At 55.8% G+C, this 15,177-nt stretch carries 14 protein-coding genes; 5 read left to right on the top strand and 9 right to left on the bottom strand.

Annotated features, from left to right (window positions below; genetic code table 11):
* Window positions 1–30: 30 nt before the first annotated feature.
* The 4 genes from sufB to HXW73_RS10920 form a co-directional block, all read right to left on the bottom strand.
* Complete coding sequence (gene sufB, locus HXW73_RS10905; RefSeq protein WP_186253137.1) at window positions 31–1,473, bottom strand: Fe-S cluster assembly protein SufB; 1,443 nt, start codon at window positions 1,471–1,473, stop codon at window positions 31–33.
* Window positions 1,474–1,543: 70 nt separating this feature from the next.
* A complete protein-coding gene (locus HXW73_RS10910) occupies window positions 1,544–2,008 on the bottom strand; it encodes an SUF system Fe-S cluster assembly regulator (RefSeq protein ID WP_186253138.1) in 465 nt (154 codons plus the stop codon).
* A gap of 266 nt (window positions 2,009–2,274) precedes the next feature.
* The gene (locus HXW73_RS10915; RefSeq protein WP_186253139.1) at window positions 2,275–2,751 is read right to left on the bottom strand and encodes a YbhB/YbcL family Raf kinase inhibitor-like protein; all 477 of its coding nucleotides are present in this window, start codon (window positions 2,749–2,751) and stop codon (window positions 2,275–2,277) included.
* Between the two features lie 87 nt (window positions 2,752–2,838).
* Window positions 2,839–3,216: a thiol-disulfide oxidoreductase DCC family protein gene (locus HXW73_RS10920; protein ID WP_186253140.1), complete on the bottom strand. Its 378-nt coding sequence runs from the start codon at window positions 3,214–3,216 to the stop codon at window positions 2,839–2,841.
* 78 nt (window positions 3,217–3,294) lie between these two features.
* On the opposite strand from HXW73_RS10920, the gene HXW73_RS10925 reads away from it, so the two are divergent.
* Window positions 3,295–3,756, top strand: coding sequence for a flavodoxin family protein (locus HXW73_RS10925; protein WP_186253141.1), 462 nt, complete (start codon window positions 3,295–3,297; stop codon window positions 3,754–3,756).
* A 99-nt stretch (window positions 3,757–3,855) separates the two neighbouring features.
* Complete coding sequence (locus tag HXW73_RS10930) at window positions 3,856–4,944, top strand: histone deacetylase family protein (protein ID WP_186253142.1); 1,089 nt, start codon at window positions 3,856–3,858, stop codon at window positions 4,942–4,944.
* 102 nt (window positions 4,945–5,046) lie between these two features.
* Here HXW73_RS10930 and fadA read toward each other — a convergent pair whose 3' ends face one another.
* Window positions 5,047–6,225, bottom strand: a complete 1,179-nt coding sequence (gene fadA / locus HXW73_RS10935) for an acetyl-CoA C-acyltransferase FadA (protein ID WP_222105000.1) — start codon at window positions 6,223–6,225, stop codon at window positions 5,047–5,049.
* Between the two features lie 24 nt (window positions 6,226–6,249).
* Window positions 6,250–8,427 carry a fatty acid oxidation complex subunit alpha FadB gene (gene fadB / locus HXW73_RS10940; protein WP_186253144.1) on the bottom strand — a complete coding sequence of 726 codons (2,178 nt, stop codon included), beginning with the start codon at window positions 8,425–8,427 and terminating at the stop codon, window positions 6,250–6,252.
* Window positions 8,428–8,638: 211 nt separating this feature from the next.
* Here fadB and HXW73_RS10945 point away from each other — a divergent pair, with 211 nt between their 5' ends.
* Entirely contained in the window at window positions 8,639–9,793 is a 1,155-nt protein-coding gene (locus HXW73_RS10945; protein ID WP_186253145.1) for a DUF5924 family protein, read from the top strand.
* 73 nt (window positions 9,794–9,866) lie between these two features.
* Window positions 9,867–10,319: a transcriptional regulator SlyA gene (gene slyA, locus HXW73_RS10950; protein ID WP_186253146.1), complete on the top strand. Its 453-nt coding sequence runs from the start codon at window positions 9,867–9,869 to the stop codon at window positions 10,317–10,319.
* On the opposite strand, the gene HXW73_RS10955 is transcribed toward slyA, so the two are convergent.
* Window positions 10,299–10,832: a preprotein translocase subunit YajC gene (locus tag HXW73_RS10955; protein WP_186253147.1), complete on the bottom strand. Its 534-nt coding sequence runs from the start codon at window positions 10,830–10,832 to the stop codon at window positions 10,299–10,301. The two genes, slyA and HXW73_RS10955, sit on opposite strands and share 21 nt — an antisense overlap.
* Before the next feature lie 147 nt (window positions 10,833–10,979).
* On the opposite strand from HXW73_RS10955, the gene HXW73_RS10960 reads away from it, so the two are divergent.
* Window positions 10,980–11,432: a universal stress protein gene (locus HXW73_RS10960; RefSeq protein ID WP_186253148.1), complete on the top strand. Its 453-nt coding sequence runs from the start codon at window positions 10,980–10,982 to the stop codon at window positions 11,430–11,432.
* Window positions 11,433–11,483: 51 nt separating this feature from the next.
* Here HXW73_RS10960 and HXW73_RS10965 read toward each other — a convergent pair whose 3' ends face one another.
* Window positions 11,484–13,400, bottom strand: a complete 1,917-nt coding sequence (locus HXW73_RS10965; RefSeq protein ID WP_186253149.1) for an ATP-binding cassette domain-containing protein — start codon at window positions 13,398–13,400, stop codon at window positions 11,484–11,486.
* Window positions 13,401–13,488: 88 nt separating this feature from the next.
* Complete coding sequence (locus HXW73_RS10970; protein ID WP_186253150.1) at window positions 13,489–15,144, bottom strand: fatty acid--CoA ligase; 1,656 nt, start codon at window positions 15,142–15,144, stop codon at window positions 13,489–13,491.
* Between the last annotated feature and the right edge of the window lie 33 nt (window positions 15,145–15,177).

A 15,177-nucleotide genomic window follows, 5' to 3' on the forward strand; every position in this document is an offset into this window, starting at 1 on the left:
AATAAAGTTGTCTAGTGCCGTAGCGCGCGCTTAGCCTACCGCGCCTTCCAGTGTCACGTTCAGGAGTGCTTCAGCCTCGACCGCGAACTCCATCGGCAACTCTTGGAACACATCCTTGCAGAAGCCGTTAACGATCATGCTGACCGCGTCTTCCTCGGTGATACCCCGGCTCTGGCAGTAGAACAGTTGGTCTTCACCAATTTTGGACGTGGTGGCTTCGTGCTCAATTTTGGCCGTACTGTTACCAATTTCCTGGTAGGGGAAGGTATGCGCACCTGACTTGTCACCAATAAGCAGCGAGTCGCACTGGGTAAAGTTACGGGCCCCTTTGGCACGCGGGCCGATTTTCACAAGGCCGCGGTAGGACTGATCGCTCTTACCGGCAGAGATACCCTTAGCCACGATATAAGAGCGGGTACCTTCCCCAATGTGGATCATCTTGGTGCCGGTATCGGCCTGCTGGCGGCCGTTCGTAACGGCGACAGAATAGAACTCGCCGATACTGTCTTTACCGCGCAGTACACAGGAAGGATATTTCCAGGTGATGGCTGACCCGGTTTCAACCTGAGTCCAACTGATCCGCGAACGCGCGCCGCGGCACTCGCCACGCTTGGTCACGAAGTTGTAAATGCCGCCCTTGCCGTCTTCATCGCCGGGATACCAGTTCTGGACGGTGGAATATTTGATATAGGCATCGTCCAATGCGACAAGCTCTACCACCGCCGCGTGCAGCTGGTTTTCATCGCGCATTGGCGCTGTACAGCCTTCCAGGTAGGAGACTTGGGCGCGGCTTTCGCAGATGATCAGCGTACGCTCGAACTGGCCGGTGTTGGCCGCGTTGATGCGGAAGTAGGTCGACAGCTCCATCGGGCAGGTCACGCCTTCCGGCACAAAGACAAAGGACCCATCGGTAAACACAGCAGAGTTCAGCGCCGCAAAATAGTTATCATTTTGTGGCACGACAGTTCCCAGGTACTGTTTAACCAGTTCCGGGTAGTCACGGATCGCTTCAGAGATCGAGCAGAAGATCACCCCCGCTTCGGCCAACTGCGCTTTAAACGTGGTGGCAACCGAGACGGAGTCAAAAACTGCATCGACAGCCACACCCGCAAGCGCCGCCCGCTCATGTAGCGGAATACCCAGTTTCTCGTAGGTTTCCAGTAGCTTAGGATCGACTTCATCAAGGCTCTGAGGGCGATCTTCGGGACGCTTCGGTGCACTGAAATAGGAAATCGACTGGTAGTCAATCGGCGGATAATTTAGATGCGCCCAGGATGGCTCTTTCATCTTTTGCCACTGACGAAAAGCGTCCAATCGCCACTCCAGCATCCACTCCGGCTCGCCTTTTTTATTGGAGATAAAGGCGATGGTGTTTTCATCCAGGCCAGGTGGCAGGGTGTCGCTTTCGATATCTGTTACAAAGCCTTCTTTGTAATCGCGACGAACCAACTGTTCCATTTCTTCAGTTGCCATGGTCTTACCCTCCGGGCAGTTGGGTGGCGAGGTTAGCTCGCCGTCAATATGAGATAAGTGCCTATATCAGTCACGCGGTTACGGCCGACAGGCTGATACTTTGAATAGGTAGCTGCACGGGTAACTTGATCGGTGTGGTATCGGCCAAATGGGCAAGCGTCACACTTTCCAGCAGCGTTCGAATGGCAAGGGATACCCGCTGCCAGTTGTCCGCCACGCCACAGGTCGCCACCAGCTCGCAATCACCTTCCGCTTGGCTGCACTCGGTCATCGCTACCGGCCCTTCAATCGCCGAAATGATATCAGCCGCCGTGATGTGAGAGGCGGGTCGGGCAAGACGATAGCCGCCCTGGGCGCCGCGCTGTGACTCAAGAAGTCCTGCTTTCACCAGCATTTTAAGGGTTTTGCTCACCGTTGGACGAGGCAACTGCACCGCGTCGGCCAGATCAGCCGCCGCATGCGATGCCTGTGGCTGACGGGCAATTTGCGCCATCACCACGGCGGCATAGTCTGTCAGCCGAGAAAGCTTGAGCATGTCGACTCCCGTTAGCCGTTGCATTTGGCCTATCCATTTAATTGGGGACCATTTTAGTCCTGTATAAATTTGATGTGAAGCCTTTCTGCAAAATCCTTATCAAATGGCGTAATTTCCTGGCACGTTCGCAGCTGATAACATCAAAAAAGCCAATCATTATCATTCAAGAAAACTATCAAGATGCTGAGCAAAAAAAACCCGCGAGGATTCGCGGGTTTTATCAAAACGATGGAAGCTAATGGTGCTCCCCCGTTGCCGTGGTGGCATTAGTTGCGCTGATAGGTACCAACCAGTCGATTCATGCCTAGCAGGTTTGGCTCCACTTCGCGCAGCAATTCTGCCAGCGTCAGCCCTTCGGGCAAGGCCGTTTGATGGTCAAGCGCCAGCACCCAAAAATAATAATAATGCGTACCGTGGCCTTCTGGCGGCATGGGGCCACCATATCCTTGGTTGCCGAAATCATTGGCACCTACGGTGCCGAGCGCAGTATTTTCACTCAGCTCGTTGAGATCGCCCGGCAGGTTGTACAGCACCCAATGAACAAACCCGTAGGTACCTTCTTTAACCAGCGGTGCATCGGGGTCGTGGCAAACAACGGCGAAACCTTTGGTTCCTTCCGGCACACCCTGCCACGCCAGGGCTGGCGAGACATCATCGTGCTCGGCAGTGTACCGACCAGGAATAGCCTGATGGTTTTCAAAAGCACTGCTGGTAACTTGCATCGAGGATAGAGCAAACGCCATATATTTCTCCTTGATCATCCAGTGAGAAGTGCCAAAAGCCTTGTCGAAAAGCGCAGCGTTGTCAATGTCATCAGGCGGCGGAGTGCTTTACTGGGGCGGCCAGCGGCCCTCACGCTTCAAGCGTTTCTGCACCCAGTGATCGTAGTAACGACGCAGCGCCTGCTTGATGCCAGGCAAACCGATCAGCCATGCCGCCGGATAAAATAACGGTATACGCTGCATGAGTAACCGGTAGGCATCAATACCTTCAATCATGCGCCCGTCGCTAAGCTCGATATGCAGCGAGCGTAAGGCAGCTTCCGGCGCTATCCCCTTGTCGCGCAGGAGCTGCTGATGCTCGGTCACATCAAGCCAATCAATATCTCTGGCACGCTTACCTGCCCAGCGTTCAAAGCGCCGTCTATCCTTACGACAGCCAGGGCAGATCGCATCGTAATACACGTTGATCATGGCATTCGTCGGCATATAGGCTCGTGGAATAGGTTAATGTTTAGTGTGGCATGTCGCTGCAACGACGCAAACCTCATCCCCACAGGCTAACTCATGAAACAACTACTCATCGTTGCCCATACTCCGTCACCGAATACCCAGGCGCTCTGCGATGCTGCCTATCGCGGCGCGACGCATAGCGACCTTGAAAACGTGCGCTGCGTGGTCAAGACACCTTTCGAGGCCGGGCCAGACGATGTAATGGCCTGCGACGGCATCCTGCTCGGCACCACGGAAAACCTGGGTTACATGAGCGGTGCGCTCAAAGATTTTTTCGATCGCAGCTACTACGGCGTCATAGAGGAAAAACAGGGCCTGCCTTGCGCGCTGTACATTCGTGCCGGGCTTGACGGTACAGGCACACAGCGAGCGGTGGAAAGCATCACTTCCGGGCTGCGCTGGCGATGGGTACAGCCACCACTCACCCTGCAGGGCGAGTGGCAGGATGATTTTGTCAGCCAGGTGGAGGAGCTGGGGCTCTATTTAGCGTTTAGCCTGGATAATGGCATTGTATAACGTCGTCAAGCCTGCCTTACTATAAGCAACACCTTTAGCGCTTGGGGGACCAACAAGTAATCACCTGCACTGCGCGCGCCTTAACTCAGGTATATGACCATGCACAACGTTATCGCCTTCTATGATGATCGCGTCCTTGCCCACGAACCCAATATCGAGGCCGAATTTTTATCTGACCGGATCGATAAACGAATTCGTCACCTACTTGCTGGCCTGCCGGTGCCATGGAAGTATCCTGAGCACCCTGGCCGCTTGAAAGCCATACAACACCTGCTAGCAAAAGCCCCCATTGAAGGCCTGACGTTTGAAGGGGGCAAAGCGGCCACCCATGAGCAGCTGGCGCGGGTGCATACCACCTCTTATTTGACCGATATTTTCAGCTTACGTGGCAAAAATGCCTGGCTGGACGTGGATACCACGGCGGTCTCACCCGGTAGTATCGATGCCGCGGAAGTGGCGGCGGGTACCGCGATTGCCGCTGTTGAGGCAGTCGTAGAAAAACGCGCTAAAAGCGCCTTTGCCCTTGTACGCCCGCCGGGGCACCACGCCGAACCGGTCCGCGCACGCGGTTTCTGTCTGTTCAATAATGTCGCCGTTGCAGCAGCCCATGCCCGCAGCGCCCTTGGCTGCGAACGGGTGCTGATCGTCGATTGGGACGCCCACCACGGCAACGGCACCCAAGATATCTTTTGGGCCGAGCCCAACGTCATGTTTTTCGACATACACCGCGCAGCACCCTTCTACCCAAGCTCAGGTCACTTGGAAGAAGTCGGTGCCGGACTGGCCGAAGGCACCACCATCAATGTTCCGCTACCAGCCGGCGCCGGTGACGAGGCTTTTCTCAAGGCGTTTCATGACATCCTGGCCCCAGCGGCGGAATGGTTTAAGCCCGATATTATTTTAGTCTCCGCCGGCTTCGATCCGCACTGGCACGATTTAGCCCTCAATGTTTCCTACGACGGGTTTGGCGCACTAACCGGATTTTTACAACAGTTGGCTGAAAAGCATTGCGACGGTCGTTTGGTGTTTGTACTGGAGGGCGGCTACAACTTGGAGTCCTTGGCCAACGGTACTAGAGCGGTACTCTCGGTGCTGGCAGGCAACACTGTCCCGGCACCTGATACCTGCGGCATTGCGGAAGTTCAAGCCGCCGCGGATTTTCACCGAACGGCGTTTCAATCTGAATAGCGGCTTTCTGTCTATGGCTTTGTAAATCGGCCTTATAAATAACAACGGCACCTCGCTGGGTGCCGTTGTTACTCACTTTATGACGTTCTTGTTTGAACGTGATTACTTCAACCGCTCAAACACCGTGGCAACGCCCTGCCCCATGCCGATACACATCGTGGCAAGACCCAGAGTAGTATCACGCTGCTGCATCACGTTAAGCAGCGTGGTGCAGATACGCGACCCCGAGCACCCCAGCGGGTGCCCCAGGGCAATGGCGCCACCGTGCAGGTTGACCTTCTCGTCCATGGCATCCAGGAAACCCAGGTCTTTCAACACGGGGATGCCCTGAGCGGCAAACGCCTCGTTCAGCTCGACTGTCTGAATATCGGTCGCGGACAGCCCCGCCGCTTTCAGCGCCTTCTTGGAAGCAGGCACCGGGCCATAGCCCATAATGGACGCATCACACCCAGCAACGCCGGTAGACAGCACCTTGGCAATCGGCTCAAGCCCCAGGGCCTGGGCACGCTCGTAGCTCATTACCGCCATCGCGGAGGCACCTACCGACAGCGCCGAAGACGTGCCGGCGGTCACGGTACCGTTGCGCGGGTCAAATACCGGCTTGAGATTGGCCATCGACTCCATGCTGGCATCGGGGCGAATCACCTCGTCGTTTTTGACCATGACTTTGAAGCCTTGCTGATCATGGCCTTCAACACCGATGATTTCGTTGTCAAAGTAGCCTTTTTCCATCGCGGCCTGGGCACGCTGGTGGGAACGAACGCCAAACTTATCCTGATCTTCACGAGAGACGCCGTGCATTTTACCCAGCAGTTCAGCGGTCAGGCCCATCATCATGGCAGCTTTGGCCGCATGCTTGCTGGCGGCGGGGTTCACGTCAACGCCATGAGCCATGGGTACGTGCTCCATGTGCTCGACCCCACCGATGATGTAAAAATCGCCCATCCCCGCTTTAATGTTGGCCGATGCGATGTGCAACGCACTCATGGAAGAACCGCACAGCCGATTAACCGTTTGCGCGGGTACTGAGCGCGGAATACCGGTCATGATCGCCGCGTTACGGGCAATGTTCATCGACTGTTCAAGCGTCTGGTTCACACAGCCCCAGATCACGTCATCGACTTCTGAGGCGTCCAGGTTGGCGTTGCGCTGAAACAGGGCCTGCATGGCAGCTGCCGACAGGTTTTCAGCCCGCACATTGCGGAAAGCGCCGTTTTTGGCTTTTGCCATGGCGGTACGTACGGCGTCGACCACCACGATATCTCTCGGATTCAAACTCATCATATTTCTCCTGTACGTGGTGACTTAGGCCTGATCGCCGGCGGTGTAAAAGCGCTCGTCATTTTTAGCCATTTGGCGCAGCTTTTCGGTGGGCGCGTAAAGCGGGCCCAACTCATCGGCCAAGCCATCAGCCAGCTTGACGAATTCGGCGACGCCCATGGCATCGATGTAGCGCAACGCGCCACCGCGGAACGGCGGGAACCCGATACCGTAAATCAGCGCCATATCAGCTTCGGCAGGTGTCGCGACAATACCGTCTTCCAGGCAGCGTACGGTTTCCAGGCACAGCGGCACCATCATGCGAGCGATAATGTCCTCGTCGGAAAACTCCTTGTGCTCTTTCACCACGTCTTTGACCAAGGCGTAGGCCGCTTCATCGGTCACTTTCGTCGGCTTACCCTTTTTGTCCTCTTCGTAGGCGTAGAAGCCCTTGTCATTCTTCTGACCGAGACGCTCGTTGTCGTACATGACCTGAATGGCGGTTTTGCCATCCCGCGCCATACGATCGGGGAAGCCTTCGGCCATCACCTCGTTGGCGTGTACCGCGGTGTCCATGCCGACCACGTCGAGCAGGTACGCGGGACCCATAGGCCAGCCAAATTTTTCCATGACCTTGTCGACCTGCTGGAAGTCGGCGCCCTGCTCGACCAGGAAGCTGAAGCCACCGAAATAGGGGAACAATACGCGATTGACCAGAAACCCTGGACAATCGTTAACCACGATAGGCGTTTTGCCCATGGCGCGAGCGTAAGCAACCGTGGCGGCAACGGCGGCATCCGACGTTTTCTCACCGCGGATCACTTCCACCAACGGCATACGGTGCACCGGGTTGAAGAAGTGCATGCCGCAGAAGTTTTCCGGGCGCTTGAGGTTTTGCGCCAGCCGGTTGATCGAGATCGTCGAGGTATTGGAGGTCAGAATGGTGTTTTCACCGACTAACCCCTCGACTTCCGTAAGCACCGCGTCTTTGACTTTCGGGTTCTCGACGACTGCTTCGACAACCAGATCGACATTGCCAAAATCACCGTAAGAAAGCGTCGGGCGTATATTGGTGAGCTTTTCGGCCATCTGCTCGGTGGTCAGCTTGTTGCGCTCCACCTGCTTGGCGAACAGCTTTCGGGCTTCCTTGAGGCCCAATTCAAGGGCATCGTCCTTGATATCCTTCATCAGGATGGGGGTGCCTTTGGAAGCACTCTGATAGGCAATACCGCCGCCCATGATGCCCGCGCCCAGCACAGCGGTTTGTTTCACCGGCTGTGCCTGTTTTTCGTACTTGCCGCCCTTCTTCTTGACCACCTGATCGTTCAGGAACAGGCCAACCAGATTAAACGCCACGCTGCTCAGTGCCAGCTTGGCGAAAGCCTTGGCTTCAATCGCCTGGGCGCGACCACGCTCCTCGCCCGCACCTTTTTGAATGACTTTGATAGCTTCTACCGGCGCGGGGTAATGCGGCCCGGCTTTACCTGCCACATAGCCTTTGGCGGTTTCAAACGCCATCATCTGCTCGATGGCATTGAGCTTCAGCGGGCTTGTCTTTTCTTCGCGACGTGCCCGGAAGTCAAGCTCACCGCTATTGGCGCGGTCGAGAATATCCAGTGCAGCGTCCTGGAGCAGCTCATGGGCAACAACCGCGTCCACGGCACCCATCTTGAGCGCCGCATCAGCGCGGTTTTCAGTACCACCAGCAATCCATTCAATTGCGTTGTCAGCGCCAATCAGGCGCGGCAGGCGTACACAGCCACCCCAACCCGGCAGAATGCCCAGCTTGGTTTCCGGCAGACCGATCTTGGCTTTTTCGCTCATGACACGAAAATCGGTGGTCAGCAGTACCTCGCAACCACCACCCAGTGCCAGCCCGTTAATCGCCGCTACCGTCGGGAAAGGCAGGTCTTCAATGGCGTTGAAGATGCCATGCACCTGCTCAAGCATCTCGGCAATCTGATCCTCGCCCTTGGAGAACATGCCGTGAAACTCGGTGATATCGGCACCGACAATAAAGGCTTCTTTGGCACTGCCAATGACCAGCCCCTGCAACCCGGTTTCTGCCTGAAGGGCTTTTACCGCCTCTCCCAGCTCTGTCACCACGGCACTGGACAGCTTGTTGACGGACTCATCTTTCAAATCGAAAGTGAGCATTGCGATGTCATTGCCACCTTGGGTGTCACGACGCTCCACCGTGATGGCATTGCCTTGATAGATCATCCGCGCTCTCTCCACAAGTTCGGGCGGTCCCAAGCACTGGGACACACCTCGCATTTCATACGGTCGTTTGATTGCGTAAGCTTGGTTGAGTTACCCAAGAACGTCAAGCCCTGACTTTTGGCTAATTCTGAAAACTTCTTCGACCAGCGCTCCCCGCTATGCGTTCAGGCTGTTAGGATCACGGCTCGTTGATCATCTGGGTTATTTGACTATGGGCACGCTGCTCACACAGGCGCGCATCGCCGCTTTGCAATCGTTTGTGGAACGACTCGTCGTTCGTTTAAAACCATGGACCTGGCTGTGGCCCCCTTTAGCCTTTGCGGCTGGTCTTGGCAGCTTCTTTCTTGTCGATCGCCAGCAATGGCTAGGTGCCGCGCTGGCATTGGGGCTTTTGTTTGCTTGGCTATTACTGCTTTCTGAAAGCCTGGTAGGTCGTTGGCTTGCTCATCGTGGGTATCCAACGCTACCCAAGGGGACAGCGACGTTTATCGCGCAGATGATCCACCAGGAAACCTTATTTTTCACGCTGCCGTTTATTTTAATCACCACCGTCTGGAACAGCGGGCAAAGTCTGTTTTCGCTTTGCGTCGTGGCCATGGCGGTGTTATCGATTATTGACCCTATGTATTACAAGATTGCCGGTCGCTGGCGCGGTGTCTACTTTATGTTCCACGCGCTGTGTGTGTTTTTGGTGGTGCTGGTCACGCTGCCAATCATGCTTCACTTAACCACCGGGCAGAGTTTGCTACTTGCCATTGTGGCCATGTTGCTGGTGGCAATGCCCAGCTTCTGGCATCTGCTGAAACAACGTTCGTTCAGCGGCTGGTTCTCATTACTCGCCATGATGTTCCTGGTAGCGGGCCTGGCGTGGTTTGGGCGCGCCTGGGTGCCGCCGGCCAGCCTATGGATGACCGGTACGGCGCTGTCACCTGCTCTCAATATTCAGCAGCGAGAACCCCGCGGCGCCAGCGCATTGACCCCCCAGGCGATTAAGCAAAACGGCCTTTATGTCTATACCGCCATCCGCGCCCCAAGGGGCTTGAGTGAAACGATTTCCCATGTGTGGCATCACAATGGTGAGCAGCTGGACGTCGTCGATCTGGATATCAACGGAGGGCGGGAAGAAGGTTACCGGGCCTGGAGCCACAAGCTGAACTTCCCCGAGGATCCGTCTGGCCGCTGGCGGGTGGATATCATGACGGATAGCGGCCAGCGGTTAGGCCTGATTCGATTCACCGTTAGCGAAGATACCGAAGAGGCGACGTTCGCAGACAGTGATATTCGGCCAGCGGGCTTGAGCAGGCTGAACCTTCAGCGCTTTATCGCCGGCCGTGATCGAGACGTTGACCAAACCGGCGACGAATAACGATCGTGTCTTGCATTCAGCGCTTGAGATTATGACAATCCATTTATTCATTTTGACTGGTAACTAGCAGATCATGGCATCATCAATTGGTTTTCGCATTGCTCGCCTGCCCCATCTGTGGCGTTCGATATTAGATCGACGCTTGGCGCCGCTGGGCCTCACGCAGACACGCTGGGTGACGCTCTACCATCTCTGGCGCCTGGGCGATGGCCAGCCCCAGTGTGACCTGGCCCGCGCAATAGGCGTTGAAGCCCCTTCTTTGGTTCGCACACTCAGTCAGCTCGAAGAGCAGGGCCTGGTGGAACGGCGCGCTTGCGATAGCGACCGTCGCAGTAAACGTATCCACCTGACTGATGCGGCCATGCCACTGCTTGAGCAGATAGACAACGTGGCAAAGGAAGCCCGCAAAGAAATGTTCGAAGGTCTCTCGGAAGCGGACCTGGAGCAACTGGGTGAATGGCTGGAACGCATTGAGCAAAACGGACTCGCCATTCAGGCGCGCGATCTACAGGAAGCGGCTTCCTGACAAGGGTGGTTCTTGAGGAGCGCTATCCGCCTGTCCCGACAGTTGATCACGTAGCTGATTAAAATCATCCAGATAGGTATCAAAGCGCGCGGCATTCTGCGATTCCCACCACCACAGCGTCAGTGAACTGGGCGTTGACTCTAGTACCAGCGCATCCAGTGGCAGGCGTTCCAGCAGCGCCTTGAGTGGCGTTTCAGCAGCGCTCGGGAGAGGTCTTAGCGGCGCGATGCGCCAGCGCCATCCTGCATGGTAGGGCTCGAGCTCCTGGCTGGCGTGCTGGTCGCGGACAAGCACAAAATCAGGCCCCGGTTGCTGCTGGGGGTAGTACCAACGATAAGCGGGCATGGTGCCCCTGAACCCATGAAGCGGTGGCTTTTGCTGCTTGATCGTTACCCCTTTACGGCTGGCGTGCAGGCGCATTGCCATGGTTCTCTTTTGGCGTGGACTCGGTTTTAACCACATTACCGGCGCCAAAACGAACAGCATAATAAAGACAATAATCAACCATTCCATTTCTACATTTCCTTCAAACTGAGCCACACTTGAATGGAGAGTGCATAAAAAACCATGATCCAGGTCGTTGTTAAGATGAGGCACGCCACTTAAAGTAGAGAGCATTAGAGACAGAAGCCTGCTTGTTACTCACTGAGGAGATAAGCCATGAGCTATCACCATATTCTAGTTGCCGTCGACTTGACCAAAGACTCTCAGAAAATTCTGGATCGAGCCATCGCGATTGCTGAGCGCAACGATCGCGCCAAAATTTCCATCATGCATACGCTTGAACCCCTGGGATTTGCCTACGGCGGCGATATCCCGATGGACTTGACCAGCATTCAAGACCAGCTTGACGATCATGCCAAGAAACGCCTTGCCGACATAGCAGATCCCCACATTGCCGAGGCAGATCAACACGTAGTGGTGGGTATGCCGGATACAGAAATTCATCGCTTTGCTGAAGAGCACGGCGTTGACTTGATTGTCGTCGGCTCTCACGGACGCCATGGGTTTGCACTGCTGCTTGGTTCCACCTCCACCGGCGTGTTACATGGTGCCCAATGCGACGTATTGGCGGTTCGCGTGGGTAAAAAAGGCGAAGAAAGCGAAGAATAATGCCTGATGCGCTTGAAGGTGCCGGTGATACCGGCACCTTCAACACGCTGTTTACTCACCGTTAGCCATTGCTTCCAGTGCCATCCAGCGCTCCATGGCCGCATCTAACGCTTGCTGCGTCTGCTCTAACGCTTGCAGCTTAGCCGACACGTCGCTAGCGTCCTGCTGATAGAATGTCGGGTTAGCGGCTTCCTGTTCAAGTGCTTCCACGTCGTTTTCCAACCGCTCTATCTCGGCGGGTAACGCATCAAGTTCACGCTGTAGCTTATAGGAAAGCTTGACCGGCTTTTGCGCCGGGGCAGCCGTTGCGCTGGGCTTTTCCTGTGACGTGGTTGAGGTTGGCTCGGTGTTCTGCCTTGCCGCTCCCTCCCAGGGAGCCGGTGGCAACCTGCCGCCCTGACGAATCCAGTCAGTGTAGCCGCCGACGTATTCACGTACCACGCCGTCGCCCTCAAAGGCCAACATACTGGTGACCACGTTATCCATGAATGTGCGGTCGTGAGACACCAACAGCAGCGTTCCTTCGAAGTTCAGCAATAGCTCTTCCAGAAGCTCCAGGGTTTCCATGTCCAGGTCGTTGGTTGGCTCATCAAGCACCAGCACATTGGCCGGCTGGGTAAATAGCTTGGCCAACAACAGACGATTTGACTCGCCCCCAGACAGCGCTTTTACCGGTTGGCGAACGCGATCAGGCGTGAACAGGAAATCCTGCAGATAGCTCATGACGTGGCGGTCTTTACCGCCGACACTGACCCGGTCACTCCCCTGCGCCACGTTGTCGTAGACCGTTTTCTCCGGCTCAAGCCCCGCGCGCAGCTGGTCAAAGTAAGCCACCTTCAGGTTGGTGCCCAACTGGACAGTGCCTTCCGTGGGTTCAATCTCGCCTAGCAATATCTTGAGCAGCGTTGTTTTGCCGGCCCCGTTACGTCCCAGGAAGCCAATGCGATCCCCGCGCATCACCTCAAGGTTCAAGTCGCGGATAATGGTGTCATCACCAAACCGCTGACTAACACCCTTCAACTTGACGACGCGCTTGCCAGTGCGTTCGCCGCTGTCCACCGCCAAGTTGGCAGTTCCCTGGCGCTCTCGACGCTGACTGCGCTCGTTGCGCATCGCCTCAAGCGCCCTCACCCGGCCTTCGTTACGCGTCCGACGTGCCTTGATACCCTGACGAATCCAGACTTCTTCCTGCGCCAGTTTTTTATCGAACTCGGCATTTTCCCGGGCTTCCACTTCAAGCTCGTGCTGTTTGCGCGCCTGATACTCGGTGTACTTACCGGGATAATGCCCAAGCTTGCCACGATCCAATTCCAAAATATTGGTCGCTAGCTTGGAGAGAAATGCCCGGTCGTGGGTAATCAGCAATACCGCGCCGTTAAACGCCAGCAGCTGCTCTTCCAGCCAGGCGATCGTGTCCAGATCCAGATGGTTGGTTGGCTCGTCTAGCAGCAGCAGATCAGGCTTGGCAACCAGCGCCCGGGCCAATGCAACGCGTCGCCGCCAGCCACCGGAGAGCGCGCTCATTTCAGCTTCCGGCGGCAACCCCAAGCGCGTCAGCACCACGTCAATTTGCTGATGAAACGACCAACCATCAATCGCCTCCAGGCGGGTTTGCAAGGTGGCCATGCGATTCATGTCGGGATCGGGATCATTGATCAAATGCTGGTATTCGGACAGCAACTCTCCGGCCTCTGGCAGCCCTTGCGCCACCATGTCGAAAATCGTCATACCGGAAGAGTCGGGCAGTTCCTGGGCTAACACGCCAATCTTCAGGCCAGGTGCCCGCCAGATTGAACCGTCGTCCGGCTGTATATCGCCAGCGACCAATTTCAGCAAGGTAGACTTACCGGTGCCATTGCGCCCGACTAGCGCCAGCCGCTCGCCTCTCTCAACCGTGAGATCGGCGCGGTCGAGCAGTACTTGGGTGCCGTAGGCAAGTTGCAGCTGTTCGAGTCGTAACAGGGTCACGCAGTGTCCTCCTTCATTATGAGGCGCACAGTGTAACGCATGCGCGGACTCGGCGGGCAACGTTCATATTGGATGTGATGCGACAGCGCTAGATTTCACTACGAATGCGCTTTTTATCCAATTTCCCTACGCTGGTTTTGGGGATTTCATCGACAAAACGAATCATGGAAGGAATTGCCCACTGGTTGAGTTTTCCCTGGGCCACAAACTGCTCTAAAAAACCCTGAACCGATTCAATGGTTGGCGGGTTGTTAGCATCGTCTGGAACGGCCAACGCGGCGGGTCGCTCTCCCCACTTATCATCGGTAATACCAATGACCGCGACTTCCGCGATGCCTGGACACTGGCTGATATAGCTCTCCAGCTCCAGCGACGAAAGCCATTCGCCACCGGTCTTGATCACATCCTTGATACGGTCACTAATCGTTAAAAAACCACGTTCATCAAGCGAGCCCACATCCCCCGTATGAAGCCAGCCATGCCGCCAAAGCTCTTCGCTGCGCGCCTCTTCCTTGTAGTAAGCCTGAGTTAGCCATGGGGCCCGCACACGCACTTCGCCAACACTAACACCGTCATGGGGTAGCGGCTGGCCGTCAGCATCTACCACCTCTAGCTTGACAAAGGGCATCGGCATGCCTGCTTTGCAACGCCAGGGCAGCTGCGTTTCAACATCAGCCTCGGCGATATCGCGGGGGAGAATATCGGCGGTGAGCAACGGGCAGGTTTCCGACATGCCGTAGGCACTGCGAGTATCGATTCCCAGCGTCCAGGCTTTACTGGCGAGTGCCTGTGTCAGTGCGCTGCCGCCGACCAGCACTTTCCAACCAGAAAGATCCACTTGTTTTGAGGCAATGACGTCTGCGCTGACCACCATGTTGAGCAGTGTGGGCACACAGTGGGAAAAGTCGACCTTTTCATTAACCAGCAACTTGACCAGCATTTCCGGCTCATAGCGACCCGGATACACCTGCGTGGCGCCTAACAGCGTAGCGGTATAGGGCACTCCCCAGGCATGCACATGAAACATGGGGGTAATCGGCATATACACCTTGTCGCGGTTCAGCAGCTCAAAGCCGGGTGCCTGAAAAGCGCTTGCTTCCCCCATGGTGTGCAGCACCAGTTGGCGATGGGTAAAGAAAACCCCTTTGGGATTACCCGTGGTGCCAGTGGTATAAAACAGCGTCGCGACGGCGTTTTCATCAAAGCTTGGAAATGCGTACTGAACTGGCTGCTGGCTCAATAGGTCCTCAAACTCGCCCACAAGCGGCAGTGAGGTATCGACCGCCTCGGCGGTATCTTCCTGACATAGCAAGTAGCCTCGCACTAGAGGCAACTTATCCGCCAGAGGCTCAAGCAAGGGGACGAAGTCCTCGTGAACAATGACAAAGACATCGTCGGCATGCTCCATGGTGTAATGAATTTGCTCAGGTGCCAGGCGCACGTTCACCGTGTGCAGCACCGCCCCAATCATCGGGATAGCAAAAAAACACTCCAGATATCGGTGGCTATCCCAATCCAGAATGGCGACAACATCCCCCGCTTTCACGCCCTGTGCCGACAGCATATGAGCCAATTGGTGCACGCGTTCCTGAAAGCGCTTATAGCTGTGACGGCTTTTGTCGCGGTAAACAATCTGGTTGTCACCGGCCATACGCACCCCTGCTTCCAGCAAATCACCAATCATCATGGGTGGATTGGTCGCAGAAGGCGTGGCGGGTAATAGTTTCGGTGTAACTGAGGACATAAAAACTCCTATAAGTTTGTTCTTGTTGAATTC

This window comes from Halomonas sp. SH5A2, assembly GCF_014263395.1.
GTDB lineage: Bacteria > Pseudomonadota > Gammaproteobacteria > Pseudomonadales > Halomonadaceae > Vreelandella.

What these genes read in the sequence shown, in the direction of transcription:
- HXW73_RS10945 (WP_186253145.1), top strand. Translation starts at nt 8,639, where the DNA reads ATGGGCACGCTGCTCACACAGGCGCGCATCGCCGCTTTGCAATCGTTT.
- HXW73_RS10920 (WP_186253140.1), bottom strand. Translation starts at nt 3,216, where the DNA reads ATGCCGACGAATGCCATGATCAACGTGTATTACGATGCGATCTGCCCT.
- fadA (WP_222105000.1), bottom strand. Translation starts at nt 6,225, where the DNA reads ATGAGTTTGAATCCGAGAGATATCGTGGTGGTCGACGCCGTACGTACC.
- HXW73_RS10910 (WP_186253138.1), bottom strand. Translation starts at nt 2,008, where the DNA reads ATGCTCAAGCTTTCTCGGCTGACAGACTATGCCGCCGTGGTGATGGCG.
- HXW73_RS10930 (WP_186253142.1), top strand. Translation starts at nt 3,856, where the DNA reads ATGCACAACGTTATCGCCTTCTATGATGATCGCGTCCTTGCCCACGAA.
- sufB (WP_186253137.1), bottom strand. Translation starts at nt 1,473, where the DNA reads ATGGCAACTGAAGAAATGGAACAGTTGGTTCGTCGCGATTACAAAGAA.
- fadB (WP_186253144.1), bottom strand. Translation starts at nt 8,427, where the DNA reads ATGATCTATCAAGGCAATGCCATCACGGTGGAGCGTCGTGACACCCAA.
- HXW73_RS10970 (WP_186253150.1), bottom strand. Translation starts at nt 15,144, where the DNA reads ATGTCCTCAGTTACACCGAAACTATTACCCGCCACGCCTTCTGCGACC.
- HXW73_RS10955 (WP_186253147.1), bottom strand. Translation starts at nt 10,832, where the DNA reads ATGGAATGGTTGATTATTGTCTTTATTATGCTGTTCGTTTTGGCGCCG.
- HXW73_RS10960 (WP_186253148.1), top strand. Translation starts at nt 10,980, where the DNA reads ATGAGCTATCACCATATTCTAGTTGCCGTCGACTTGACCAAAGACTCT.
- slyA (WP_186253146.1), top strand. Translation starts at nt 9,867, where the DNA reads ATGGCATCATCAATTGGTTTTCGCATTGCTCGCCTGCCCCATCTGTGG.
- HXW73_RS10915 (WP_186253139.1), bottom strand. Translation starts at nt 2,751, where the DNA reads ATGGCGTTTGCTCTATCCTCGATGCAAGTTACCAGCAGTGCTTTTGAA.
- HXW73_RS10925 (WP_186253141.1), top strand. Translation starts at nt 3,295, where the DNA reads ATGAAACAACTACTCATCGTTGCCCATACTCCGTCACCGAATACCCAG.